This window comes from Streptomyces sp. NPDC001515 (assembly GCF_053597115.1).
In genome coordinates, this window is sequence record NZ_JBSFHN010000001.1 from 639,861 (window position 1) to 661,886 (window position 22,026).

The 22,026-nt window shown below is 73.7% G+C and carries 19 protein-coding genes; 12 read left to right on the forward strand and 7 right to left on the reverse strand.

Annotated features, from left to right (window positions below; translation table 11 throughout):
- The first annotated feature begins 60 nt into the window (after positions 1–60).
- From ACWCXC_RS02925 to ACWCXC_RS02935, 3 genes are read left to right on the forward strand one after another with little or no spacing between them, the layout of a single operon-like run.
- Positions 61–927, forward strand: a complete 867-nt coding sequence (locus ACWCXC_RS02925) for a DUF5819 family protein (RefSeq protein ID WP_450681345.1) — start codon at positions 61–63, stop codon at positions 925–927.
- Positions 924–2,180: an HTTM domain-containing protein gene (locus ACWCXC_RS02930; protein ID WP_450681346.1), complete on the forward strand. Its 1,257-nt coding sequence runs from the start codon at positions 924–926 to the stop codon at positions 2,178–2,180. Before ACWCXC_RS02925 ends, ACWCXC_RS02930 begins: the two co-directional genes overlap by 4 nt.
- Positions 2,177–2,905 carry a TrmH family RNA methyltransferase gene (locus ACWCXC_RS02935; protein ID WP_450681347.1) on the forward strand — a complete coding sequence of 243 codons (729 nt, stop codon included), beginning with the start codon at positions 2,177–2,179 and terminating at the stop codon, positions 2,903–2,905. The genes ACWCXC_RS02930 and ACWCXC_RS02935 overlap by 4 nt, the downstream gene beginning before the upstream one ends.
- A gap of 90 nt (positions 2,906–2,995) precedes the next feature.
- Here ACWCXC_RS02935 and paaN read toward each other — a convergent pair whose 3' ends face one another.
- A complete protein-coding gene (paaN, locus tag ACWCXC_RS02940) occupies positions 2,996–4,696 on the reverse strand; it encodes a phenylacetic acid degradation protein PaaN (protein WP_450886204.1) in 1,701 nt (566 codons plus the stop codon).
- 123 nt (positions 4,697–4,819) lie between these two features.
- Between paaN and ACWCXC_RS02945 the strand changes: the two genes are divergently transcribed.
- Both ACWCXC_RS02945 and ACWCXC_RS02950 read left to right on the forward strand, forming a co-directional pair.
- Positions 4,820–5,422 carry a TetR/AcrR family transcriptional regulator gene (locus tag ACWCXC_RS02945; protein WP_450886206.1) on the forward strand — a complete coding sequence of 201 codons (603 nt, stop codon included), beginning with the start codon at positions 4,820–4,822 and terminating at the stop codon, positions 5,420–5,422.
- A gap of 31 nt (positions 5,423–5,453) precedes the next feature.
- Positions 5,454–6,212 (forward strand): alpha/beta hydrolase family protein, encoded by a 759-nt coding sequence (locus ACWCXC_RS02950; RefSeq protein ID WP_450886208.1) that lies wholly within the window; start codon positions 5,454–5,456, stop codon positions 6,210–6,212.
- A gap of 147 nt (positions 6,213–6,359) precedes the next feature.
- Here ACWCXC_RS02950 and ACWCXC_RS02955 read toward each other — a convergent pair whose 3' ends face one another.
- Positions 6,360–6,866 carry an Lrp/AsnC family transcriptional regulator gene (locus ACWCXC_RS02955; protein ID WP_450681458.1) on the reverse strand — a complete coding sequence of 169 codons (507 nt, stop codon included), beginning with the start codon at positions 6,864–6,866 and terminating at the stop codon, positions 6,360–6,362.
- A 302-nt stretch (positions 6,867–7,168) separates the two neighbouring features.
- On the opposite strand from ACWCXC_RS02955, the gene pdhA reads away from it, so the two are divergent.
- The 7 genes from pdhA to ACWCXC_RS02990 all read left to right on the forward strand — a co-directional run bounded on the left by pdhA (position 7,169) and on the right by ACWCXC_RS02990 (position 16,211).
- Entirely contained in the window at positions 7,169–8,332 is a 1,164-nt protein-coding gene (gene pdhA, locus ACWCXC_RS02960; RefSeq protein ID WP_450681351.1) for a pyruvate dehydrogenase (acetyl-transferring) E1 component subunit alpha, read from the forward strand.
- On the forward strand, positions 8,329–9,360 hold the full coding sequence (locus tag ACWCXC_RS02965; RefSeq protein ID WP_450886211.1) for an alpha-ketoacid dehydrogenase subunit beta: 1,032 nt from the start codon (positions 8,329–8,331) through the stop codon (positions 9,358–9,360). Before pdhA ends, ACWCXC_RS02965 begins: the two co-directional genes overlap by 4 nt.
- Positions 9,360–10,823, forward strand: coding sequence for a dihydrolipoamide acetyltransferase family protein (locus tag ACWCXC_RS02970; RefSeq protein WP_450886213.1), 1,464 nt, complete (start codon positions 9,360–9,362; stop codon positions 10,821–10,823). Before ACWCXC_RS02965 ends, ACWCXC_RS02970 begins: the two co-directional genes overlap by 1 nt.
- Positions 10,824–11,131: 308 nt before the next feature.
- Positions 11,132–11,980, forward strand: coding sequence for an NTP transferase domain-containing protein (locus tag ACWCXC_RS02975; RefSeq protein ID WP_450886215.1), 849 nt, complete (start codon positions 11,132–11,134; stop codon positions 11,978–11,980).
- Entirely contained in the window at positions 11,977–14,034 is a 2,058-nt protein-coding gene (locus tag ACWCXC_RS02980) for a molybdopterin-binding protein (RefSeq protein ID WP_450886217.1), read from the forward strand. The genes ACWCXC_RS02975 and ACWCXC_RS02980 overlap by 4 nt, the downstream gene beginning before the upstream one ends.
- 20 nt (positions 14,035–14,054) lie before the next feature.
- Positions 14,055–15,128, forward strand: coding sequence for a potassium channel family protein (locus ACWCXC_RS02985; protein WP_450681459.1), 1,074 nt, complete (start codon positions 14,055–14,057; stop codon positions 15,126–15,128).
- Between the two features lie 93 nt (positions 15,129–15,221).
- Positions 15,222–16,211 carry an NAD(P)H-quinone oxidoreductase gene (locus ACWCXC_RS02990; RefSeq protein WP_450681356.1) on the forward strand — a complete coding sequence of 330 codons (990 nt, stop codon included), beginning with the start codon at positions 15,222–15,224 and terminating at the stop codon, positions 16,209–16,211.
- 101 nt (positions 16,212–16,312) lie between these two features.
- Here ACWCXC_RS02990 and ACWCXC_RS02995 read toward each other — a convergent pair whose 3' ends face one another.
- From ACWCXC_RS02995 to ACWCXC_RS03015, 5 genes are all read right to left on the reverse strand, one after another.
- Entirely contained in the window at positions 16,313–16,858 is a 546-nt protein-coding gene (locus ACWCXC_RS02995; protein WP_450681357.1) for a bacterial proteasome activator family protein, read from the reverse strand.
- A gap of 103 nt (positions 16,859–16,961) precedes the next feature.
- Entirely contained in the window at positions 16,962–19,808 is a 2,847-nt protein-coding gene (locus ACWCXC_RS03000) for an FtsX-like permease family protein (RefSeq protein ID WP_450886219.1), read from the reverse strand.
- The gene (locus ACWCXC_RS03005) at positions 19,805–20,572 is read right to left on the reverse strand and encodes an ABC transporter ATP-binding protein (RefSeq protein ID WP_450886221.1); all 768 of its coding nucleotides are present in this window, start codon (positions 20,570–20,572) and stop codon (positions 19,805–19,807) included. Before ACWCXC_RS03005 ends, ACWCXC_RS03000 begins: the two co-directional genes overlap by 4 nt.
- 93 nt (positions 20,573–20,665) lie before the next feature.
- The gene (locus tag ACWCXC_RS03010) at positions 20,666–21,280 is read right to left on the reverse strand and encodes a PadR family transcriptional regulator (RefSeq protein WP_450886223.1); all 615 of its coding nucleotides are present in this window, start codon (positions 21,278–21,280) and stop codon (positions 20,666–20,668) included.
- A 129-nt stretch (positions 21,281–21,409) separates the two neighbouring features.
- Positions 21,410–21,694, reverse strand: coding sequence for a hypothetical protein (locus ACWCXC_RS03015; RefSeq protein WP_450886225.1), 285 nt, complete (start codon positions 21,692–21,694; stop codon positions 21,410–21,412).
- Positions 21,695–22,026 lie beyond the last annotated feature (332 nt).

Consider the following 22,026-nt stretch of genomic DNA (forward strand, 5'->3'; position numbering starts at 1 on the left):
GGGCCCGTAGGGTGTCAACCCTGTGGATAACTGACCGGGATCGACGGGGATCGGGGCGGGATGGATTCGTACGACGACAGGGGCGTCGGCGGCGGGGGAACCGGCGGAGGTGCCGACGGGCGGGACGACGCGGTGCCCGGCCCCCAGCCGCTGGAGGTCGGCTCGGAGCCCCTTCCACCGGACCCCGGCCCGCCGCCGGCCGGTATCGAGCCGTCCTCCGCGCAGACGCTCGCCGCCTCGCGGGGTCCCGGCCCCGACCGGCAGGCCGACGCGGTCGGTGGCATCGCCGGGCTGTCGTTCCCGTACCAGGTGGTCGCCGCCGTCGCGCTGGCGGTCATCGGACTGTTCGGCTGTGTCCAGCTGGCCATGGTGTTCCTGCACGTCGCCCCGTCCAACACGCTGACGAAGGCGCACGGCGAAGCGGTGGACCAGTGGGTCTACCCCGAGTTCGAGCAGAACTGGAAGCTCTTCGCCCCCAACCCGCTCCAGCAGAACATCGCCGTGCACGTGCGCGCCGAGATATCCGGGGCCGACGGACGGCGCACCACCCCCTGGATGAGCCTGTCCGGCGAGGACGGCAAGGCGATACGCGGCAATCTGCTGCCCAGCCACGTCCAGCAGAACGAACTCCGCCGGGGCTGGGACTTCTTCGTCGGCTCGCACGACAGCCAGAACCGCGCCAACGGCCTGCGCGGCAGGCTCTCCGAGCAGTACATCCGGCGCATCGTGATGCTCCGCCTCGGCGAGCACGACTACGGCGGCACCGTCCTGCGCATCCAGGTCAGGTCCGAGACCCGATCCGTGCCGGCTCCCCCCTGGAGCCAGGAGAAGATCAGTACCGAGCCGTCCTACCGGGTCCTGCCCTGGTGGACCGTGACCGCGGCCGACCTTCCCGAGGGTGCCGCATCCCAGGAGGCCGGCCAGTGAGCACCCCCGGATCCGGCCACGCACTGGCCCGCGGCATTCAACGCGTCACCGCCTCGGCCCTCGGCCCGTACCAGAGCGCCGTCATCCGCATCGGCTTCTCCGCCACGTATCTGCTCTTCCTGCTGCGCGAGTTCCCGCACCGGCACGAGATGTACGGCCCGGACGCCCCCTGGCGCTGGGACATGGCCCAGCAGCTCATCTCGGGCAACCAGGCGTTCACCACGCTGATGTGGACCGACAGCACCGTCTGGTTCGAGATCGTCTACGCGCTCGCGCTGGTCGCCTCCGGCCTGCTGATGGTCGGCTGGCGCACACGGGCCATGTCCGTGCTGTTCATGGCCGGGGTGCTCTCGCTCCAGAACCGCAGCATCTTCATGGGCGACGGCGGCGACAACGTCATCCACCTCATGGCGATCTACCTGGTGCTGACCCGGTGCGGACAGGTCTGGTCGCTCGACGCCCGCAGGGCCCGGAAGACGCCGGACGGGACGCGCGGACCCGTCGACGTGGTCGGGCCGCTGCTCTGGGCCGCCTTCGGCGGCGTCCTCGTCTGGGGGACGGCCACCGACAGCCTCGGCGGCACCCGGTGGCTGCCGGTGTTCTTCTGGATCCTGTGGGTCGGCCAGGCCGCCTGGTGGGCCGTGAACCGGTACGCCCCGCGCAGCGAGCACCGCACCCTCCTCGACGTCATCGCCAACCTCGCCCACAACGCCACGCTCGTCGTGATCATGGCCGAGGTCTGCCTGATCTACGCGACGGCCGGCTGGTACAAGATCCAGGGCTCGCGCTGGCAGGACGGCACCGCGCTCTACTACCCGCTCAAGCTCGACTACTTCTCTCCGTGGCCCGCGCTCTCGGACATCCTCGCGTCCAGCGGGCTGATGGTGATGGTGGTCACCTACGTCACCGTGGCCGTGCAGGTCGCCTTCCCGTTCACCCTGTTCAACCGGCGCGTCAAGAACGTGCTGCTGGTCGTGATGATCTGCGAGCACGCCGGAATCGCCCTGCTGCTCGGACTCCCCTTCTTCTCGATGGCGATGATCGCCGCGGACGCCGTCTTCCTGCCGACCGTCTTCCTGGTCTGGCTGGGCGGCCGGGTGGCCCTCGGGCGCGACCGGCTGCTCGGACGGCGGGCGCGCGTGCCCGCGCCGCGCGACGGCCACGCCGCCGCGCCGGGGGCGGGCGTGCCCGGAGCGGGCGCCCGGGAGGCGGCGGAGCACGGCAGCGACGGGGGCCATACGCTCGTCGGGTGAGCAGCGAGACAAGCCCCACGAACAACACGAGCGGTACCGACACCCCGGGCGCGGGTGCGGACGAGCCGGCGCAGTACGACGACGGGTTCGGGAACGGGATCGGGGTCGGTCCGCATCCGCTGCCCTGGCCCGAGGGCGAGCGGTACGACCCCGAGCTGCTCGCCCACGGCGACCGCCGCAATGTGGGGGACGCCTACCGCTACTGGAGCCGGGAGGCCATCGTCGCCGACCTCGATCTGCGGCGGCACGACTTCCATGTCGCGGTGGAGAACTGGGGCCACGACTTCAACATCGGCTCGGTCGTCCGCACCGCGAACGCCTTCCTGGCCAAGGAGGTGCACATCGTGGGGCGGCGGCGCTGGAACCGGCGCGGCGCGATGGTCACCGACCGCTACCAGCACGTCCGCCACCACCCGGACACCGCCGATCTGACCGCCTGGGCCCGCGCCGAGGGCCTGCCGATCATCGGCATCGACAACCTCCCCGGCGCGGTGCCACTGGAGCGGACCGTGCTGCCCCGCCGCTGTGTGCTGCTGTTCGGACAGGAGGGGCCCGGACTGACCGAGGAGGCCCGCGCGCACGCCTCGATGGTTTGCTCCATCGCGCAGTTCGGCTCCACCCGCTCCATCAACGCGGGCGCCGCCGCCGCGATCGCGATGCACGCCTGGGTGCAGCGCTACGCGGACATCCCCGAGCCCTCCCTCCCGGACGCCGGCGGGGCCTGACGGCGGCCGTGCTGCCCCGCCGCTCCGGAGGCGGCGACCCCGGAAGTGACGCTCCGGAGGCGCCGGTCCGGAGGCGTGGCGGTCCGGAGTTCAGCGCTGGCGCCGGACCTCCACCGTACGGAAGCGGTTGGAGACGAAGGCGCCGTCGCACAGGGCCGCGTTGGCCGCGGGGTTGCCGCCCGAACCGTGGAAGTCGGAGAAGGCCGCCGTCTGGTTGACGTACACCCCGCCGGTCAGATTCAGCGAGAGCTGGGCCGACTCGTCCAGGCAGACGTCCTCCACCGCGCGCTCCACCTCCGGCGAGGTCGTGTACGCGCCGACCGTCATCGCGCCCTTCTCGCGGACGGTGCGCCGCAGCAGCTCCACCGCGTCGGCCGTCGAGTCCACGGCGACCGCGAAGGAGACCGGGCCGAAGCACTCGGTGAAGTACGGGGAGTCGTCGTCCGTCTTGGCGCCGTCGAGCTTCACGATCAGCGGCGTGCGCACGACCGCGTCGGGGAAGTCGGGATGGGTGACCGCCCGGGAGGGCAGGGCGACCTCGCCGAGCTGCGCCGCCGCCTCCAGGCGGGCCTTCACATCGGGGTTGACCAGGGCGCCGAGCAGTCCGGTCGCGCGGGCGTCGTCGCCCAGGAGACCCGTGACGGCGGAGGCGATGTCCGCGACCACGTCCTCGTACGACTTGTCGCCCATGTCCGTCGCGATGCCGTCCCGGGGGATGAGGAGGTTCTGCGGGGTGGTGCACATCTGGCCGCTGTAGAGCGACAGGGAGAACGCCAGATTGGCCAGCATGCCCCGGTAGTCGTCGGTGGAGTCGACCACGATCGTGTTGACCCCGGCCTTCTCCGTGTACACCTGGGCCTGGCGGGCGTTGGCCTCCAGCCAGTCACCGAACGCCGTCGAACCCGTGTAGTCGATGATCCGGATCTCCGGGCGCAGCGCCAGGGCCTTGGCGATGCCCTCGCCGGGCCGTTCGGCGGCCAGCGCCACCAGATCGGGTGCGAAGCCCGCCTCGGCGAGCACCTCGCGCGCCACCTGGACGGTCAGGGCCAGCGGGAGGACGGCCCGGGGGTGCGGCTTGACCAGGACCGCGTTTCCGGTGGCGAGGGAGGCGAAGAGGCCCGGGTAGCCGTTCCACGTGGGGAACGTGTTGCAGCCGATCAGCAGCGCGACGCCGCGTCCCGCCGCGGTGAACGTCTTGTGCAGGTCGAGCGGGTCGCGCTTGCCCTGCGGCTTGGACCAGTCGGCCGAGCGGGGAACGCGCTGCTGCTCCTCGTAGGCGTACGCCACGGCCTCCAGGCCGCGGTCCTGGGCGTGCGGGCCGCCGGCCTGGAAGGCCATCATGAAGGCCTGGCCGCTGGTGTGCATCACCGCGTGGCCGAACTCATGGGTGCGGGCGCTGATCCGCGCCAAAATCTCCAGACAGACCAGGGCCCTGGTCTCCGGACCGGCCGCGCGCCAGGCGGGCATCGCCGCGCGCATCGCCGGAAGCAGCACGTCCGGGTCGACGTGCGGATACTCGACGCCCAGCTCCGGGCCGTACGGCGAGATCTCGCCGCCCGTCCATCCGTCGGTGCCCGGCTGGCCCAGGTCGATCCGGGTGTGCAGCACGGCGTCGAACGCGGCCTTGCCCTCGGCGGGGCCCAGGCTGCCCGGGGCGCCGCCCTCGCCGTACGCCTTCGGGTGCTCGGGGTGGGGCGACCAGTACGCCCGGGTGCGGATCGCGTCGAGGGCGCGGTCGAGCGTCGGGCGGTGCCTCTCGGACAGCAGGTTCGGGGAGAGCTCGGCGGCCATGACGGACCAACTCCTCTTCGAGCTGGGCAGGGACGGGCGGACAGAGTTAGAGTAACCGAACGATCGGTCGGGACAAGGGGGCCCACGAAACCTGTGGACAACTCGTAGGGGAGGATCGCGGGCATGACCACGGCCAAGCGGGACACGTACACCCCGGAGACCCTGCTCGGCGTCGCCGTCCGGGTCTTCAACGAGCGGGGATACGACGGCACGTCGATGGAGCACCTGTCGAAGGCGGCGGGGATCTCCAAGTCGTCCATCTACCACCACGTCACGGGCAAGGAGGAGCTGCTGCGGCGGGCGGTCAGCCGGGCCCTGGACGGACTCTTCGGCATTCTCGACGAGTCCGGGGCGACGCGGGGCCGCGCCATCGAGCGGGTCGAGTACGTCACCCGCCGTACGGTCGAGGTGCTGATAGCCGAACTTCCCTACGTCACCCTGTTGCTGCGGGTGCGGGGGAACACGAAGACCGAGCGCTGGGCGCTGGAGCGGCGGCGCGAGTTCGACCAGCGGGTCGCCGATCTGCTCAAGGCGGCCGTGGTGGACGGCGATCTCCGCTCCGACGTGGACATACGGCTCGCCACGCGGCTGCTGTTCGGGATGGTCAACTCCCTGGTGGAGTGGTACCGGCCGCTGCCGGACGGCGGCGCGGAGGCGGAGCGGCTGGCCGACACGGTCGTTCGGCTGGCCTTCGGCGGCATGAAGTCCCGCGCGACCGGCCATTGACGCGGACCTTGGTCCAGACCAGCATCCCGGCATGACCGCTGTGCTCCGGGTGTCCGGACTTCTCTGTACCGCTGCCGCACTGCTCGTCACGGCCTCGCTGGCCGGCTGCTCGGGAGGCGGCGGGGACGCCGAGGACGACGGCGGCGGCGCCGCGGCGGAGAAGCCGGACGACTTCGGCTGTCTGACGGCGGCGGAGGCGAAGCGCTCGTCCATCACCTTCACGATCGACGACGGCTCCGAGACCGGCACCTACGCGCCGAAGGGCGGATCGGGCGCCGGGATCGTGCTGGCCCACCAGTCCGACGGCACGGCCTGCCAGTGGAAGGACAAGGCCGACGAGCTGAGCAAGGCCGGCTACCGGGTCCTCGCGGTGAACTCGAACGGGCAGGAGGTCGCCGAGGTCGTCGGCGCGGCCGGATATCTCCGCGACAAGGGCGCCAAGAAGCTGCTGCTGATGGGCGCGTCCAAGGGCGGCACCGCGGTGCTCGCGGCGGCCCCCCGGCTCACGCCCCAGCCGGACGCCGTCGTCGCGCTCTCCGCCCCGACGCGGTATCAGACCATGAACGCCCTGAAGGCCGTCCCCGAGCTGACCGCGCCCGTGCTGTACATGGCTGCCGAACGGGACGGGGACTTCGCCGACGGCGACAAGGAGATGAACCGGAAGAGTGCGAAGTCGCCCGAGCACCGGTTCGTCCTCGTCCGCGGCGAGAGCCTGCACGGAGTCGCGCTGCTCGACGACGCGAAGCGCTGGGACACCGTGCGGACGTTTCTCGCGACGTACGGGTCCTGAGGGCGCCTCCCGCCCCGCGCGGGCCCGTTTCGGACGGTACGGGCGGCGAAAGGCCGGCTCACCCGTTCGGTCGTACGGCTCCGAGGGGCCCGGTCATCCGCTCGGTTCAGGTCGGCCGGGCGGTTCGGTCCAGGTCGGACGGGCGTGTCAGTTCAGGTCGGTCGGGCGGTCCGTACCCGGGCTCAGGTCCGTTTCCTCGAACACCAGCAGGGTGCGAGTGGAGAGCACTTCCGGTATGGCCTGGATGCGGGTGAGGACGAGTTCGCGCAGCGACCGGTTGTCCGGTGTGTGGACCAGCAGAAGTACATCGAAATCCCCGCTGACCAGGGCGATGTGCGTGGCTCCCGGCAGCGCCTGGAGCTGTTCGCGCACCGTGCGCCAGGAATTCTGGACGATCTTGAGGGTGATGTAGGCCGAGGCGCCCTGCCCGGCCCGCTCGTGGTTCACCCGGGCACCGAACCCGCGGATGACGCCGTCGTCGATGAGCCGGTTGATCCGCGCGTAGGCATTGGCGCGCGAGACGTGGACGCGGTCGGCGACCGAGCGTATCGACGCCCGGCCGTCCGCCTGGAGCAGTCGCAGGATGGCGCGGTCGATGGCGTCCAGCGGACGGGCGGGCGGAATCGGGGCCGGTTCCTCGCTCCCCTCGGCCATTTGTTCAGCTGCCATGTTCCCGTGCCTCCCCGTCCTGGACGACCTGTGCCCATCCCAAGCTGTGGAGAACCGTTTGTCCACAGGCTGGCGGTGCCTGTAGCCAAAATGCGCTCGCGACCGAACAATCGGTAGGTGAGGCGCGCCACACTCACGCCTCGTGGCTGTACGGACAATTCGATGTATTTCGCAAGCGTCGACGCCCCCTCGACACCCCTAGAGACGCTTCGACACCCCGCGGCACCGGGACACCCCCGGTGCCGCGGACGCCGCTCGATACCCCTCGACGCCAGGAGGTGCTTGTCATGACGGTCCAAGAGCTGCCCGGCGCGGCCGCCTACCGGCCCACGCCGCCCCCGGCCTGGAAGCCGCTCACCGATCCCGCGCCGCTGCTCCCGGACCCGGAGCCGTATCGCGTGCTCGGTACGGACGCCGCGGCCGAGGCGGACCCGGAGCTGCTGCTGCGGCTGTACGCCGAGCTCGTGCGCGGGCGGCGGTACAACGCGCAGGCGACCGCCCTGACCAAGCAGGGCCGGCTCGCCGTCTACCCGTCGAGCACCGGGCAGGAGGCCTGCGAGGTCGCCGCCGCCCTGGTGCTGGAGGAGCGCGACTGGCTGTTCCCCAGCTACCGCGACACCCTGGCCGCCGTGGCACGGGGCATGGACCCGGTCGAGGCGCTGACCCTGCTGCGCGGCGACCGGCACACCGGCTACGACCCGCGCGCGTACCGCACGGCACCGCTGTGCACCCCGCTCGCCACCCAGCTGCCGCACGCGGTGGGGCTGGCCCACGCGGCCCGTCTCAAGGGCGACGACGTGGTCGCGCTCGCCATGGTCGGCGACGGCGGCACCAGCGAGGGCGACTTCCACGAGGCGCTGAACTTCGCGGCCGTGTGGCGGGCCCCCGTCGTCTTCCTCGTGCAGAACAACGGCTTCGCCATCTCCGTGCCCCTGGCCAAGCAGACCGCGGCCCCGTCCCTGGCCCACAAGGCCGTCGGGTACGGCATGCCGGGCCGGCTGGTCGACGGGAACGACGCGGCGGCCGTGCACCAGGTGCTCTCCGAGGCCGTGGCGCGGGCCAGGAGCGGCGAGGGCCCCACGCTCGTGGAGGCCGTCACCTACCGCATGGACGCGCACACGAACGCGGACGACGCGACGCGCTACCGCGAGAGCAGCGAGGTCGAGACCTGGAAGGCGCACGATCCGGTGCGGCTCATGGAGCGGGAGCTGACCGGGCGCGGACTGCTCGACGACGAGGGCATCGAGGAGGCCCGGATGGCCGCGGAGCGGATGGCGGCGCAGTTGCGGGACCGCATGAACGCCGATCCGGTGCTGGACCCGATGGAGCTCTTCTCCCATGTGTACGCGGAGCAGACCTCGCAACTGCGCGAGCAGGCCGCCCGGCTCCGGGTCGAGCTGGACGCGGAGCACGACGAGCACGGCACGGACGACAGGGGTGCGGGGCGATGACGACAGCGGCGGCCACGGCCGGGAAGCGGGCCGCGAAGGCCGGTCCCGCGACGATGGCGCAGGCACTGGGGCGCGCGCTGCGCGACGCGATGGCCGAGGACCCCTCGGTGCACGTCCTCGGTGAGGACGTCGGCACGCTGGGCGGGGTCTTCCGGATCACCGACGGCCTGGCCGAGGAGTTCGGCGACGCGCGGTGCACGGACACCCCGCTGGCCGAGGCGGGAATCCTCGGCGCGGCCGTCGGCATGGCGATGTACGGGCTGAGGCCCGTGGTGGAGATGCAGTTCGACGCCTTCGCCTATCCGGCGTTCGAGCAGTTGGCCAGCCATGTCGCCAAGATGCGGAACCGGACCGGCGGCAGGATGCCGTTGCCGATCACCATCCGGGTGCCCTACGGCGGCGGCATCGGCGGAGTCGAGCACCACAGCGACTCCTCGGAGGCGTACTACATGGCGACCCCGGGGCTCCATGTGGTCACTCCCGCCACGGTCGAGGACGCCTACGGGCTGCTGCGGGCGTCGATCGCCTCGGACGATCCGGTGGTCTTCATGGAGCCCAAGCGGCTCTACTGGTCGAAGGCCGGCTGGTCGCCGCAGGCACCGGCCGCCGTCGAGCCGATAGGCCGGGCGGTCGTGCGACGGCCCGGCCGCAGCGCGACGCTGATCACGTACGGGCCCTCGCTCCCGGTCTGTCTGGAGGCGGCGGAGGCGGCCGTCGAGGAGGGCTGGGACCTGGAGGTCGTCGACCTGCGGTCGCTGGTTCCCTTCGACGACGAGACCGTCGCCGCCTCGGTGCGCCGCACCGGCCGCGCGGTCGTGGTCCACGAGTCGAACGGGTTCGGCGGACCGGGGGGTGAGATCGCCGCCCGGATCACCGAGCGCTGCTTCCACCATCTGGAGGCGCCGGTGCTGCGGGTGGCCGGATTCGACATTCCGTATCCGCCGCCGATGCAGGAGCGTCACCATCTGCCGGGCGTGGACCGGGTGCTCGACGCCGTCGCGCGGCTCCAGTGGGAGGCGGAGAGCTGATGGCCCAGGTACTGGAATTCAAGCTTCCGGACCTCGGTGAGGGACTGACCGAGGCGGAGATCGTGCGCTGGCTGGTGGAGGTCGGCGAGGTCGTCGCCATCGACCAGCCGGTCGTCGAGGTCGAGACGGCCAAGGCCATGGTCGAGGTGCCGTGCCCCTACGGGGGCGTGGTCACCGCCCGGTTCGGCGAGGAGGGCACCGAACTCCCCGTCGGCGCACCCCTGCTGACCGTCGCCGTCGGATCCGTGGAGTCGTCGGATCCGGCGGCGGAGCCCGGCGCGGGTGGCTCCGGGGAGACCGCGTCCGGGTCGGGGAACGTCCTGGTCGGGTACGGGACCGGCGCACCGCCCACGCGGCGCCGCCGGATCCGGCCCGAGGGCTTCGGGGCATCGGCGGCTCCGGCGGCACCGGCCCAGGGCACCGGCAGGGGTGCGGCACCTGCCGCCGCGTCCGTGTCCGCGCCCGCCGCCGTGCGGGGTCGTGCCCGGGTCTCCGCCGCCGCTTCCGCCCCGGCTCCCGCTGCCGACGGGGAGGCCGGCCCGGTGGCCGTCGTCTCACCGCTGGTGCGCAAGCTGGCCCGGCAGCACGATCTGGACCTGCGCCGGGTAGCCGGATCGGGGCCGGACGGGCTGATCCTCAGGGCCGATGTGGAAGCGGCGATCCGGGCGACGGCGGAGGCGGCCACGGAGACCGTCGCCGCACCCGTCGCATCCGTCGCACCCGTCGCACCGGTCGGACCTGCCGCACCCGGCGAAGCCGCGCGGGCGTCGTCCGCGGGTGAGCGGATTCCGCTGCGCGGGGTACGGGGCGCGGTCGCCGACAAGCTGACGCGCAGCCGGACCGAGATCCCCGACGCCACCTGCTGGGTGGACGCCGACGCCACCGAACTGATGGCGGCCCGCGAGGCGATGAACCGGGCGGGCGGTCCCAAGGTGTCCGTGCTCGCGCTGCTCGCCCGAATCTGCACGGCCGCGCTGGCGCGCTACCCCGAGCTCAACTCCACGGTGGACGGGGAGGCGCGCGAGATCGTGCGGCTGCCGGAGGTCCACCTCGGGTTCGCCGCCCAGACGGAGCGCGGGCTGGTCGTGCCCGTGGTCAAGGACGCTCAGGCGCGCAACGCGGAGTCGATCGGCGCGGAGATCGCCCGGCTGACGGAGGCGGCCCGTACGGGGACGCTGAAGCCGGCCGAGCTGACCGGCGGCACGTTCACGCTCAACAACTACGGGGTGTTCGGGGTCGACGGTTCGACGCCGATCATCAACCACCCGGAGGCGGCCATGCTCGGGGTCGGCCGCATCGTGCCCAAGCCGTGGGTCCACGACGGCGCGTTGGCCGTGCGGCGGGTCGTCCAGCTCTCGCTGACCTTCGACCACCGGGTCTGCGACGGCGGCACGGCGGGCGGCTTCCTGCGGTACGTGGCGGACTGCGTGGAACAGCCGGCGGTGCTGTTGCGGACGTTGTAGCGGCGGCCGGGGTTCGTGGGGCGGGGCCGGGGTCGTTGGCGCGGGGCTGTGGCTGTCGTCGGGGCCGAGCCCGGCGTCGGGCCTGAGCCCGTCGTCGGGGGCACGCCGTAAGCCGGGGCCGCTGCCCGGTCCGTGCGCGGAGCCTGGGGCACCGCCCGGCGTCGGCCGAGCGTGCCACGGCCGACCGTCCACGGCCGTGTGCCGCGTGCCGTGCGCCCACGGTCGCGCGCCGTGCACCGGGTGCTTGGGGCGGGCCGTCCGGTGGATGCGGGCGTTCACCGGGGGAGACGGGCCCGCATACTCGTGGCATGACCGCGTTCGACGCCATCGTTCTTGCCGGAGGGGCCGCGAAGAGGCTCGGGGGCGCTGACAAGCCCGGGGTTCGCGTTGGCGGGCGGGCGTTGCTGGACCGGGTGCTCGGGGCGTGTGCCGGAGCCGGGACCACGGTGGTGGTGGGCGACCGGCGGCCCACCGGGCGCACGGTGATCTGGACGCGTGAAGAGCCCCGGGGCGGCGGGCCGTTGGCCGCCCTCGGCGCGGGCGTACGGCACACGACGGCGGAGCGCGTTCTCGTGCTCTCCGCCGATCTGCCGTTCCTGGGCCCCGACACCGTGCGTGCGCTGGTGGAAGCGGCAGGCCGAGCGGAGGCCGAGGGCGCGGTCTGCGCCGACGCGGACGGCAGGGACCAGCCACTGGTGGCGGTCTACCGGGCGGAACCCCTCCGCCGTGAACTGGCGCTCGTCGCCACCGAGCACGGCGGGTTGGCGGGGCTGCCGCTGCGGCTGCTCACCCGGGAACTGCGGCTCGTCCGGGTGGCGGCCGCCCCCCTGGCCTCGTTCGACTGCGACACCTGGGAGGACATCGCATCCGCGCGGGCCCGGATCAGAGAGCATGGGTCCGTGCTGGATGAATGGATCACCGCAGTCAAGAACGAACTGGGCATCGAACTCGACGTCGACACCGACGTCCTCCTCGACCTCGCCCGTGATGCCGCCCACGGCGTCGCCCGCCCCGCCGCACCCCTGACCACCTTTCTGGTCGGGTACGCGGCGGCGAAGGCGAGCGGCGAGGGCGGCGGCCCCGAGGCGGTGGCCGAGGCGGCCCGGAAGGCGGCCGCGCTCGCCCTCGGCTGGGCGGACGAGACCGGGACACCATGAGCGGCCTCCACGGAGGGCCCGAGCACCCGCCGCCCCCGGACCCGGGCCGCCCCGGTCGCTGCTCCTGCGGGGCCGCCCCCGCAGCCGCTGCCCCGCTTCCGGCCGGCCGGGGCGCGGACGGTGCTTCCGGGGACGCCCTCGGCGGCGAGACCGCCGCGCCCGGCCGGACCGGCGAGACCACCGCGCCCGGCCGAACCGGTGACGAAGACCCCGCCGCCCGGATCGGTGACACCGGCCCCGCCGACCCCTCGGACCCCGCCGCCCTGGCCGCCCTCGCCGCGGCGGACGAGGAGCGGGCCGTGCAGCAGGCCCTCGCCCTGGTGGGCCGGCCGACGGCCCCGCGAGGCGAGACGGAGGCGTCCGCCACGGACCACGCGTCCGCCACGGACCACGCGTCCGCCACGGACCACGCGTCCGCCAGGGACCGCGCATCCGCCCGAGACCGCCGACCCGACGCGGCCCGTACACCCCGGACGCCCCCCGCCCCCCGCACCACGGACCCGCGCGCCTCGGCCACCCCACCCGGCCCCGGGCCGAACCCCGGGCCGCGCCCGGGGCCGAGCCCTGCAGGGGACCCCGCCCCGGACTCCGGACCGCGCCCCGCCCCGGACTCCACACGGAAGCCCGCCCCGGACTCCGGACCGCGCCCCGCGCCGAACTCCGCGCCGCACCCCAGGTCGAGCCCCGCGACGGCGGCGGGCAGCCCGTATCCGGTGTCGCATCGCGGCGCGGCCCCGGGCACCTCCTCCGCCACGCCCATCCCCCGCGCCGGCGCCGTTCCGTGGGCGGTGGCGCGGGGGATCGCCGCTCGTGCCGGGCGGGCGGTTCCCGCCCGGGCCGAGCGGTTGTCGCTGGGACGGGCGCTCGGGCATGTGCTGGCCGAGCCGCTGGCGGCGCTCACCGATCTGCCACCCTTCGACACCTCGGCCATGGACGGCTGGGCCGTCGCCGGGCCGGGGCCCTGGCGTATCCGGCCGGACGCGGGCGTGCTCGCCGGGGGCGAGGCGCCCGAGCCGCTTCCCGACGGCGAGGCCGTCCCCATCGCCACCGGGGCCCGGATCCCGGCGGACGCCACGGCGGTCATCCGGAGCGAGCACGCGGAGTCGGATCAGGCCAAGGGACTGCTGTACGCGGGGCGGCAGGTGAGTCCGGGTCAGGACATCCGGCCGCGCGGCCAGGAGTGCCGGTCGGGCGATGAACTCCTGCCGGCCGGAACGCTCGTGACGCCCGCCGTGCTCGGGCTCGCCGCCGCGGCGGGCTACGACGGGCTGCCGGCCCGGCCCCGCCCGCGCGTCGAGGTTCTCGTCCTCGGGGACGAACTGCTGACGGCGGGACTGCCGCGCGACGGGCTGATCCGGGACGCGCTGGGCCCCATGATCGGCCCCTGGCTGCACGCGCGGGGCGCCGAGGTCGCCGCTCCCCGGTGGCTCGGGGACGACGCCGAGGCCCTGCTGCGCGCGCTCACCGGTTCCGAGGCCGACCTGATCGTGACGACGGGCGGGACCGCTGCGGGCCCCGTCGACCATGTGCACCCCGTTCTGGGCCGGATCGGCGCCGAGTTGCTGGTGGACGGGGTCGCCGTGCGGCCCGGCCACCCGATGCTGCTCGCCCGGCTGCCGGCCGGGGGCCCGTATCTCGTCGGGCTGCCGGGCAACCCCCTGGCGGCCGTATCGGGTCTGGTGACCCTCGCCGAACCCCTGCTCGACGGGCTCGCGGGACGGTATGCGGAGGACCCCTACCGGGTGGCCGTCCGCGACGAGGTGCAGGGGCATCCGCACGACACCCGGCTCGTTCCCGTGGTGCACCGCACCGGCCCGGCCCCGGCGTACGGCGGGCGAACCCCCGGGGGAAGCGGTGTCGGTTCGGGAACCGGGAGAGGTGGGGAGCACGTCGTACCCCTGCGGTACAACGGTCCCGCCATGCTCCGGGGCATCGCCGCGGCGGACGGGCTGGCCGTGGTGGAGCCGGGCGGGGTACGGTCCGGCACCGAGGTGGAGATCCTCGATCTACCGTGGGCCCCGGCGACGCCGTGGACTGAAGGGTGTTTCACGTGAAACTTCCCGGCCATGACGCGATGGCCAGACGTGTCGACGAGCAGATCGTCCCCACGCGGGTCATGCTCCCGCGACGGGTCGTCGACCGGCCGGCCCGCCAGGTCGCCAAGCGGCTCTCCATGGCCCTGCTGGTGCTGGCCGTCACGGTCGTCATCGTCTGGGTCGACCGGGTGGGCTACCACGACGCGGCCGACGGCAAGGTCGACCTGCTGGACGCGGTGTACTACGCGACGGTCACCCTCTCCACCACCGGCTACGGCGACATCACCCCGTACAGCGACGGCGCCCGGCTCATCAACGTGGTGCTCGTGACACCGTTGCGGGTGCTCTTCCTGATCATCCTGGTCGGCACCACCCTCGAAGTCCTCACGGAACGGACCCGCGAGGACTTCCGACTGAAGCGTTGGAGATCCCACTTGCGTGACCACACCGTCGTCGTCGGCTTCGGCACGAAGGGCCGCTCGGCGATCCAGACGCTCTGCGCCACCGGACTGGCGAAGGAACAGATCGTCGTCGTCGACCCGGCGACCAAGGTGATCGAGATCGCCAACGCCGAGGGCTACACCGGCGTGGTCGGGGACGCGACACGCAGCGATGTGCTGCTGCGGGCAGAGGTGCAGAAGGCCCGTCAGATCATCATCGCCACCCAGCGCGACGACACCGCCGTCCTCGTCGCGCTGACCGCGCGCCAGCTCAACCGGGGCGCGAAGATCGTGGCCGCGGTGCGCGAGGAGGAGAACGCCCCGCTGCTGCGGCAGTCCGGCGCCGACGCGGTGATCACCAGTGCCTCCGCCGCGGGCCGGCTGCTCGGGCTCTCCGTGCTCAGCCCCAGCGCGGGCACGGTGATGGAGGATCTGATCCAGCAGGGCAGCGGACTCGATCTCGTCGAACGGCCGGTGATAAAGGCCGAGGTCGGCAAGAGCGTCCGGGAGACCGAGGACCTCGTCGTCAACGTCCTGCGCGGCCACCGGCTCCTCGGGTACGACGACCCGGCGGCCAGCCCGTTGCAGCTGACGGACCGGCTGATCACCATCGTGCGGGTCTCCAACGACCCGCCGCTCAACCACCCCCGGCCCCCCGCGCCCCGGGACTGAGCAGAGGGCCCGGGGCCGGCCCAATCGCCGGACTCCGCCCGGACTCCGCCCGGCTCCGTGGCCCGGCGGGGACCACGGAGTAGCCTCGCGGCCATGCATGCGATCACGATTCCCGAACCCGGCGGCCCCGAGGCACTCGTCTGGACCGAGGTGCCCGATCCCGTACCCGGCGAGGGCGAGGTCCTCGTCGACGTGGTGTCCAGCGCGGTGAACCGGGCCGATGTGCTTCAGCGGATGGGCTTCTACAACCCGCCGCCCGGCGCCTCCGCCTACCCGGGTCTGGAGTGCGCGGGACGGATCTCGGCCATCGGCCCCGGGGTCGTCGGCTGGGCCGTCGGCGACGAGGTCTGCGCGCTCCTCGCGGGCGGCGGCTACGCGGAGAAGGTCGCCGTCCCGGCCGGGCAGTTGCTCCCCGTACCGGCGGGGCTGGACCTCACGCTCGCCGCCGCGCTCCCCGAGGTGACGGCCACCGTCTGGTCCAACGTGTTCATGGTGGCCCACCTGCGGCCCGCCGAGACGCTGCTGGTGCACGGCGGGTCCAGCGGCATCGGCACCATGGCGATCCAGCTGGCCAAGGCGGTCGGCGCCCGTGTCGCCGTGACCGCGGGCGGCCCCGAGAAGCTGGCGCGCTGCGCCGAACTCGGCGCCGACGTCCTCATCGACTACCGGAACCAGGACTTCGTCGAGGAGGTGCGTCGGGCGACCGACGGGGCCGGCGCGGACGTCATCCTCGACATCATGGGCGCCAAGTACCTGGACCGGAACGTGCAGACCCTCGCCGTCAACGGCCGGCTCGCCATCATCGGCCTCCAGGGCGGGGCCGTGGGCGAACTGAACCTCGGTGCCCTGCTGAACAAGCGGGCCGCCGTCACCGCGACCTCGTTGCGCGGACGCCCGCTCGCCGAGAAGACCGCCATCGTCGCCGCCGTACGCGAGCACGTCTGGCCGCTCCTGGCCGACGGCGTCGTCAAGCCGATCGTGGACCGCACCCTGCCGATGACGGAGGCCGCCGAGGCGCACCGGGTGATGGAGTCCAGCGCCCACATCGGCAAGGTCCTCCTCCGGGCGCCCTCGGCCGCCTGACCCCGGCCCCGGCGGGGACACGCGGACGTGGGAAGGGCCCGGCACCGAGGTGCCGGGCCCTTCCGGTGCGGGTCCGATGGGGCGTATGCGGGTGCGGGGGCCTACAGATACGGGCCGGAGCGGACCGGGCCGTGCGGATCGGCGCCGCCGTCCTCCTCCTGGACACTGCCGGGCGGCAGCGCGCGCCGCATCTGCTCCAACTGAGCCCTGGCCGCCATCTGCTGGGCGAACAGCGCCGTCTGGATGCCGTGGAACAGGCCCTCCAGCCAGCCGACCAGCTGGGCCTGCGCGATCCGCAGCTCCGCCTCGGACGGGACGGAGTCCTCGGTGAACGGCAGCGAGAGGCGTTCCAGCTCCTCCACCAGCTCCGGGGCGAGGCCGTCCTCCAACTCCTTCACCGAGCCGGCGTGGATCTCCTTGAGCCGGACCCGGCTCGCCTCGTCGAGAGGGGCCGCCCGGACCTCCTCCAGGAGTTGCTTGATCATGCTGCCGATGCGCATGACCTTCGCGGGCTGCTCGACCATCTCCGTCACTGGGACCTCACGCGACTCGTCGTCAGTGCCACCGCCGCCGATCGCCATGCCGTCCTGTCCCACCACGAGGACTTGGGGGTGCTCCTGCGACCGTTCATTCCTCGGCATCTCCATGCGGCCCATTGTCTCGCACATGCGGTGTTCCTCACTGTGGTGCCCCCGGAAACGGATGATCCACCGTCTCCGGGGGCACCGGAACGCCCGAACGGGCCTGCGGTCACCCGGCGCGACGGGCCAGGGCAGGCCGCGACCGGCTGAAGACCGCCGCCAGCAGCCCGGCCAGCAGCGGTACGGCCACGGCCAGCACCCCTATCGCCGTCCAGGGCATCACGATCGGCGTGTACGCGGACTCCATCGGGTTGACCCGCATCGCCTCCATGGACTTGCCCAGATCGGTCAGGCGCACCGCCACCGCCGGCACCAGACCGGCCACGGTGCCCAGGAGCACCCCCGTGAAGGCCACGGTCATGCACTGGAACCCGGAGAGCGCGCGCCGCACCCGCGGGGGCGCGCCCACCGCGCTGAGCGTGGTCAGGTCCGCCTCGGCGTCGGCCTTGGCGAGACCGGTGGTGATCGCCGCCGCGCCCAGGGTCACCACCCCGGCGAACAAGGTCAGGATGAGCAGCGTGGTGTCGTCGCGGTCACCGGGACCGGGGTCGGTCTGGAGCCAGACGCCGCCCCCGGCCTCCTCGATGGTGGCCGCGACGCGCTGGTCCTCGGCGTCCGAGGGCCGGTGCGGGACGGCGTACACGCTCCCGCCCTCCTGGGTGTGCAGCCCGATCCTCTCGGCGGTCTTCCGGGGCATGATCATGCGGATGCCGGGGGTGGTGGCGTACGGCGCGTCGGCGACGTACACCCTGAGCCGGTCGGTGGTCCTCCGGGCCGGGCCGGGGTGCAGCTTCCGGTTCTCGGTGTCCTTGGGGTTGTAGGTGTGCACGGCCTTGAGGGTGACCTCGCCGTCCTTCGCGTACGCCCGGTTCAGCAGCACCGGGGTGCCGGCCTCCAGGGCGGCAGCGGCGGCCGGGTCGTCGAGCTTCACGTACGTCCTCAGGAGGTCCGGGCCGCCGACGACGATGTTGTTCTCGTCCGTGCCGAACGAGCCGGCGGACACGTGCTCGTCGACGCAGGCCGGGGTCCGCATCAGCGTGCGGTGCTCCTCCGAGGAGAGCCGGGCGGCCAGCTCCTTGGCGCCCTTGGCCTGGAGCGGGCAGGTGTGCCCCTTGCCGGTGGGCTTGACCAGGGCCATGCTGCCGCAGCCGGACGCGTCGTCCTCGTAGAAGACGTTGCAGTCGCTGCCCGCCCAGACCCGTGCGTAGTCGGCGCGGCGGCCGGTCACGGTCATGGTCCGTTCGACGGCGGCGCGGGCCAGCGGCAGCCGCGCGGCGGAGTCCTCGTCGGACGCCGACAGGACCATCGTTCCCTCGGCGAGCATGGGGACGCGGCGGTAGTCCGATTCCGCCATCGTGCTGGACATGTACGTCGCGAGGGCCACCGAGCCGGCGACGGCCGCCATCACGGCGGCGACCGCCGGGGCGGTGCGGCCCCGGTTGCGGGCGGCGTCCCGCAGGGCCATGCGCGGGGAGAGCGGCAGCCTGCGGCCGAGGCGGCCCAGCAGCCCCACGATCACCGGGATGCAGCCGAGCAGCCCCAGCTCGGCGAGGACGGAACCGCCGGCGACCAGCCGGGTGTCGTCGCTGGTGCCGCCGTAGACGGCGACGGCCGTTCCGAGCGCCAGCACGCACGCGCCCGCGACGGGCAGCACCCGGGAGCCGCGGCGCACTCCGCGCCGTCCGGTCAGGGACTCCAGGACGGACTGCCGGGAGGCCACGATCGCCGGTGCCAGCGCGGCCAGCACCCCGGTGACCAGGCCGAGCAGGGCGATGGTGAGCAGTTCGCCGGGGTCGAGGACCAGGGAGCCGAAGCGCTGCCCGGCCCACTCCTCGATGGTCGGCCGGAACGCCACGGTGAGCAGCAGCCCGGCCGCGACCCCGGTCACCGCCCCCACGGAGCCCAGGACGATGCCGCCGGCGAGCACCACGGCGCGGATGTGCCGCCGGTCGCCGCCGCAGGTGTCGATGAGACCGAGCTGCCGGCGCGAGCGGCGGGCGCCGACGGCGAAGGCCGGTCCGGCGAGCAGAACGATCTCCAGGACGGCCATGGCGACCACGGTGACGGCGTCCGCGCCCACCTCGGCGGAGGTGCTGTCCTTGTAGGGAGTGATGGAGCGGGCCAGCGGGATCTCGGAGGCCGGCGGCGGGTCCAGGACGACCTGGCGGGAGACGACCAGCGCTCCGACGCGGTTGGCCGCGAGGACGTCGTCCCAGTCGACGCCGGAGCCGCCGGCGCCGGTGACGAGCCACTGGACGGAGCCGGTGTTGGGCGGCAGCACGTCCGGGTCGCGGTCGGCGGCCTTCTGCCACGGGGCGATGACCGCGCCCGGATCGGCGTACAGCCCCTTCGCGTTCAGATCGGAGGGCTCCTCGACGACCCCCGTGATCGTGTACGTGCGGCCGGTGCTGTTCACCGTGGTGCGGGAGCCGACGTGCAGACCGGCGGACTTCATGAACGGTTCGGTGGCCGCCATCTCGTCCGTGCCGTGCGGGAAGGCGCCCCGGATAAGCTCGACCCGGCCCCGGACCATCGCGTCCGAGATGCGCAGCTCGGTGATGTCGGTGCCGACCAGCCCGTACGCCGTGGTGACGGTGGCGGGCACCGACCGGACGGTGAGGGCCCGCGCGCCCTCGGGGAGGGCGGCGCGCATGTCGATGGGCGGGATGTCGCCCTCGGGCACGCTGCCGCCGACCGCGTCGTACATGTCCCCGTCGGGCATCTGCTCCAGCGGGCCCAGCCCCGGATCGGTGAACAGGGCGTCGGCGGAGCCCATGCGGGCCGTCAGCAGCTCGGCCTCGCTGGTGTCGGCGCTGCGGTACGTGACGTCGGCGGCGGTCACCCCGAGCACCGGCAGCGCGATCATCGCGACCACCAGGGCGCTGCGGCCCTTGGCCCGCAGGGCGTCGCGGCGGGCCATCCGGAGGGCGGCGCGCCACCCCGTGAAGAGGCTCACTCGGCGCCCCCGGCGGCGAGCAGCGATTCGGCCCCGGAGGCCAGCGTCTGGTCGACGATCGAGCCGTCGCGCAGGAAGACGACCCGGTCCGCCCAGGCCGCGTAGCGCGGTTCGTGGGTGACCATGACGCCGGCGGCGCCCTGGTCGCAGCGGTTGCGCAGCAGGGCGAGGACGGTCTCCCCGGTCTCCGAGTCGAGCGCGCCCGTCGGCTCGTCGGCGAGCACCAGCCGGCGGTCCCCGACCAGCGCGCGGGCGATGGCGACGCGCTGCTGCTGGCCGCCGGACATCTCGTCGGGGAAGCGGTCGGCGACGTCCAGGAGCCGCATCTCCTCCAGCGCCGCCCTGGCCTCCTTGCGGGCCTTGCGGACGGAGACGCCGTCGAGTTCGCGGGGCAGGGCGATGTTCTCGGCGGCGGTCAGGGCGGGGATCAGGTTGTAGTCCTGGAAGACGTAGCCGACGCTGCGGCGGCGCAGGGCGGCCATGCCCCTGCGGCCGAGTGCGGAGATGTCCTGGCCCTCGATGACGACCTGGCCCGCGGTCGCGGTGTCGAGCCCCCCGGCGAGCGTCAGCAGGGTGGACTTGCCGGATCCGGAGGGCCCCATCACGGCGACCAGTTCGCCGGGGTGCACGGCCAGGTCGATCCCGCGCAGGGCGTGCACGGTGGCCATGCCGGTGCCGTGGGTGCGGGTGAGCCCGCGGAGTTCGAGTACCGGGGCGTCCACCGGGTGCGGCGGACCGGCCGGGGACGGGACGTGCTGGGACATGACGGTGGGTTCCCCCTCGGAACGGTGGTGTGGTCGGGGCCGGCGTCGCCCGCGCCCCCGGCGCGGACGCACCGCGTCGGGGCGTACGCCGGTTCAGCGGCGGGCGCGGGGCCGGTCGGTGCCCCGGGCCGTGCCGCGGCGTACGGGCTGCTCCGCCTCGGGCTCCGTGGCGGCGGCCTCGGCGAGCCGCACCAGCCGGGATTCGCAGTGGTCCAGCCAGCGGGCCTCCGCCTCGGCCTGGAAGATCAGCTGCTCCACGACGAGGAGCCAGGTGACCTCGTCGCGGTTGGCGGGGACGTCGGCGAGGGCCTGGGCCTTGAGCCGGGTGTAGTCCTGCATGGCCTTCACCGTGTGGTGGCGCTGGGACTGGATGACGGCCCTGATGTCGACGCCGGGGGCCCCGACGGCCATGGCGAGCTTGATGGCCAGCTCGTCGCGGGGCGGGTTGCTGCGGTCGACCGGGGTCTCGAACCAGGCGCGCAGTGCGTCCCGGCCCGCGTCGCTGATGGCGTAGAGGGCGTGTCCCTGGTCGTCCTCCCCGTCCTGGACGACCAGGCCGTCGCGCTCCAGCCGGCTCAGTGTCGTGTAGACCTGCCCGACGTTCAGCGGCCAGGTGGAGCCGGTGCGGGACTCGAATTCGGTGCGGAGCTGGGAGCCGTAGCGGGGGCCTCGCTCCAGCAGGGCCAGCAGGCCGTGACGGATCGACATACTGAGTATGTATACCGAGTATGCACCTGAGTGCAAGGCGTTCCGGTACGCGGCGGCCCGGACCGGCGTCCCCGTCGCGGCCCGGACAGGCGCCCCCGTCGCGGGCCGGTTCGCCGCCCCGTACGCCCCTCAGCCGGAGCGGCGCATCCGCAGGGCGAGGAAGCCCAGACCCAGCCCCACCAGGGAGATTCCCACGCCGAGCGAGATCTGCTGGACCCGCCGCACGGCCGGTTCGCTCAGCGCCTGGCGCGAGGGCCGCCCGATTCCGGCGGTCGTGGTCGCGTCGGGGGCGGCGGTGGGCGGCGTCGGCTCCGGCTCGTTCGCGGAGTCGTCGGTGTCGGCCCGCTCCAGTTCCTGGGGGCTCAGCGTCCGGCCCGGCCGGGGCCGTCCCTCCCCGGCGGGCAGCCCGGCCATCGGAGACTGGACGCCTTCGGGCCGGGGCGATGCGGGGCCGGGCGAGGAGGGGCCGGTGGCGGACGGCGGAGGCGCGGGACGCGCGGGCGCCCCCGACGGCACGGCGGGTCCCGGAGCACCCGGCGCGGCGGGCACCGAGGACACCGGCACGGTCGCGGAAGCAGGAGCAGGAGCAGGAGCAGAAGCGGGAGCGGGAGCGGAGGGCGGGGCGGGAGTGGCGGGCGGGGGCGCGGTGGAGGCGAGGGCGGGCGGGGGCGCGTGCGGCGCACCGGGCGGCGGCTCGGCCGACGCCTCTCCCCGGCCGGAGACCCGCGCGTCCGCGTGCGCCTCAC

Bases quoted from the DNA above. Each gene is read 5' to 3' on its own strand.
- ACWCXC_RS02965 (WP_450886211.1), top strand. From the start codon at position 8,329: ATGACGACAGCGGCGGCCACGGCCGGGAAGCGGGCCGCGAAGGCCGGT.
- ACWCXC_RS02945 (WP_450886206.1), top strand. From the start codon at position 4,820: ATGACCACGGCCAAGCGGGACACGTACACCCCGGAGACCCTGCTCGGC.
- ACWCXC_RS02970 (WP_450886213.1), top strand. From the start codon at position 9,360: ATGGCCCAGGTACTGGAATTCAAGCTTCCGGACCTCGGTGAGGGACTG.
- ACWCXC_RS02925 (WP_450681345.1), top strand. From the start codon at position 61: ATGGATTCGTACGACGACAGGGGCGTCGGCGGCGGGGGAACCGGCGGA.
- ACWCXC_RS02980 (WP_450886217.1), top strand. From the start codon at position 11,977: ATGAGCGGCCTCCACGGAGGGCCCGAGCACCCGCCGCCCCCGGACCCG.
- ACWCXC_RS02975 (WP_450886215.1), top strand. From the start codon at position 11,132: ATGACCGCGTTCGACGCCATCGTTCTTGCCGGAGGGGCCGCGAAGAGG.
- ACWCXC_RS03005 (WP_450886221.1), bottom strand. From the start codon at position 20,572: ATGTCCCAGCACGTCCCGTCCCCGGCCGGTCCGCCGCACCCGGTGGAC.
- paaN (WP_450886204.1), bottom strand. From the start codon at position 4,696: ATGGCCGCCGAGCTCTCCCCGAACCTGCTGTCCGAGAGGCACCGCCCG.
- ACWCXC_RS02955 (WP_450681458.1), bottom strand. From the start codon at position 6,866: ATGGCCGAGGGGAGCGAGGAACCGGCCCCGATTCCGCCCGCCCGTCCG.
- ACWCXC_RS02985 (WP_450681459.1), top strand. From the start codon at position 14,055: ATGGCCAGACGTGTCGACGAGCAGATCGTCCCCACGCGGGTCATGCTC.
- ACWCXC_RS02995 (WP_450681357.1), bottom strand. From the start codon at position 16,858: ATGGAGATGCCGAGGAATGAACGGTCGCAGGAGCACCCCCAAGTCCTC.
- ACWCXC_RS03010 (WP_450886223.1), bottom strand. From the start codon at position 21,280: ATGTCGATCCGTCACGGCCTGCTGGCCCTGCTGGAGCGAGGCCCCCGC.
- ACWCXC_RS02990 (WP_450681356.1), top strand. From the start codon at position 15,222: ATGCATGCGATCACGATTCCCGAACCCGGCGGCCCCGAGGCACTCGTC.
- ACWCXC_RS02950 (WP_450886208.1), top strand. From the start codon at position 5,454: ATGACCGCTGTGCTCCGGGTGTCCGGACTTCTCTGTACCGCTGCCGCA.
- pdhA (WP_450681351.1), top strand. From the start codon at position 7,169: ATGACGGTCCAAGAGCTGCCCGGCGCGGCCGCCTACCGGCCCACGCCG.
- ACWCXC_RS03015 (WP_450886225.1), bottom strand. From the start codon at position 21,694: ATGGCCGGGCTGCCCGCCGGGGAGGGACGGCCCCGGCCGGGCCGGACG.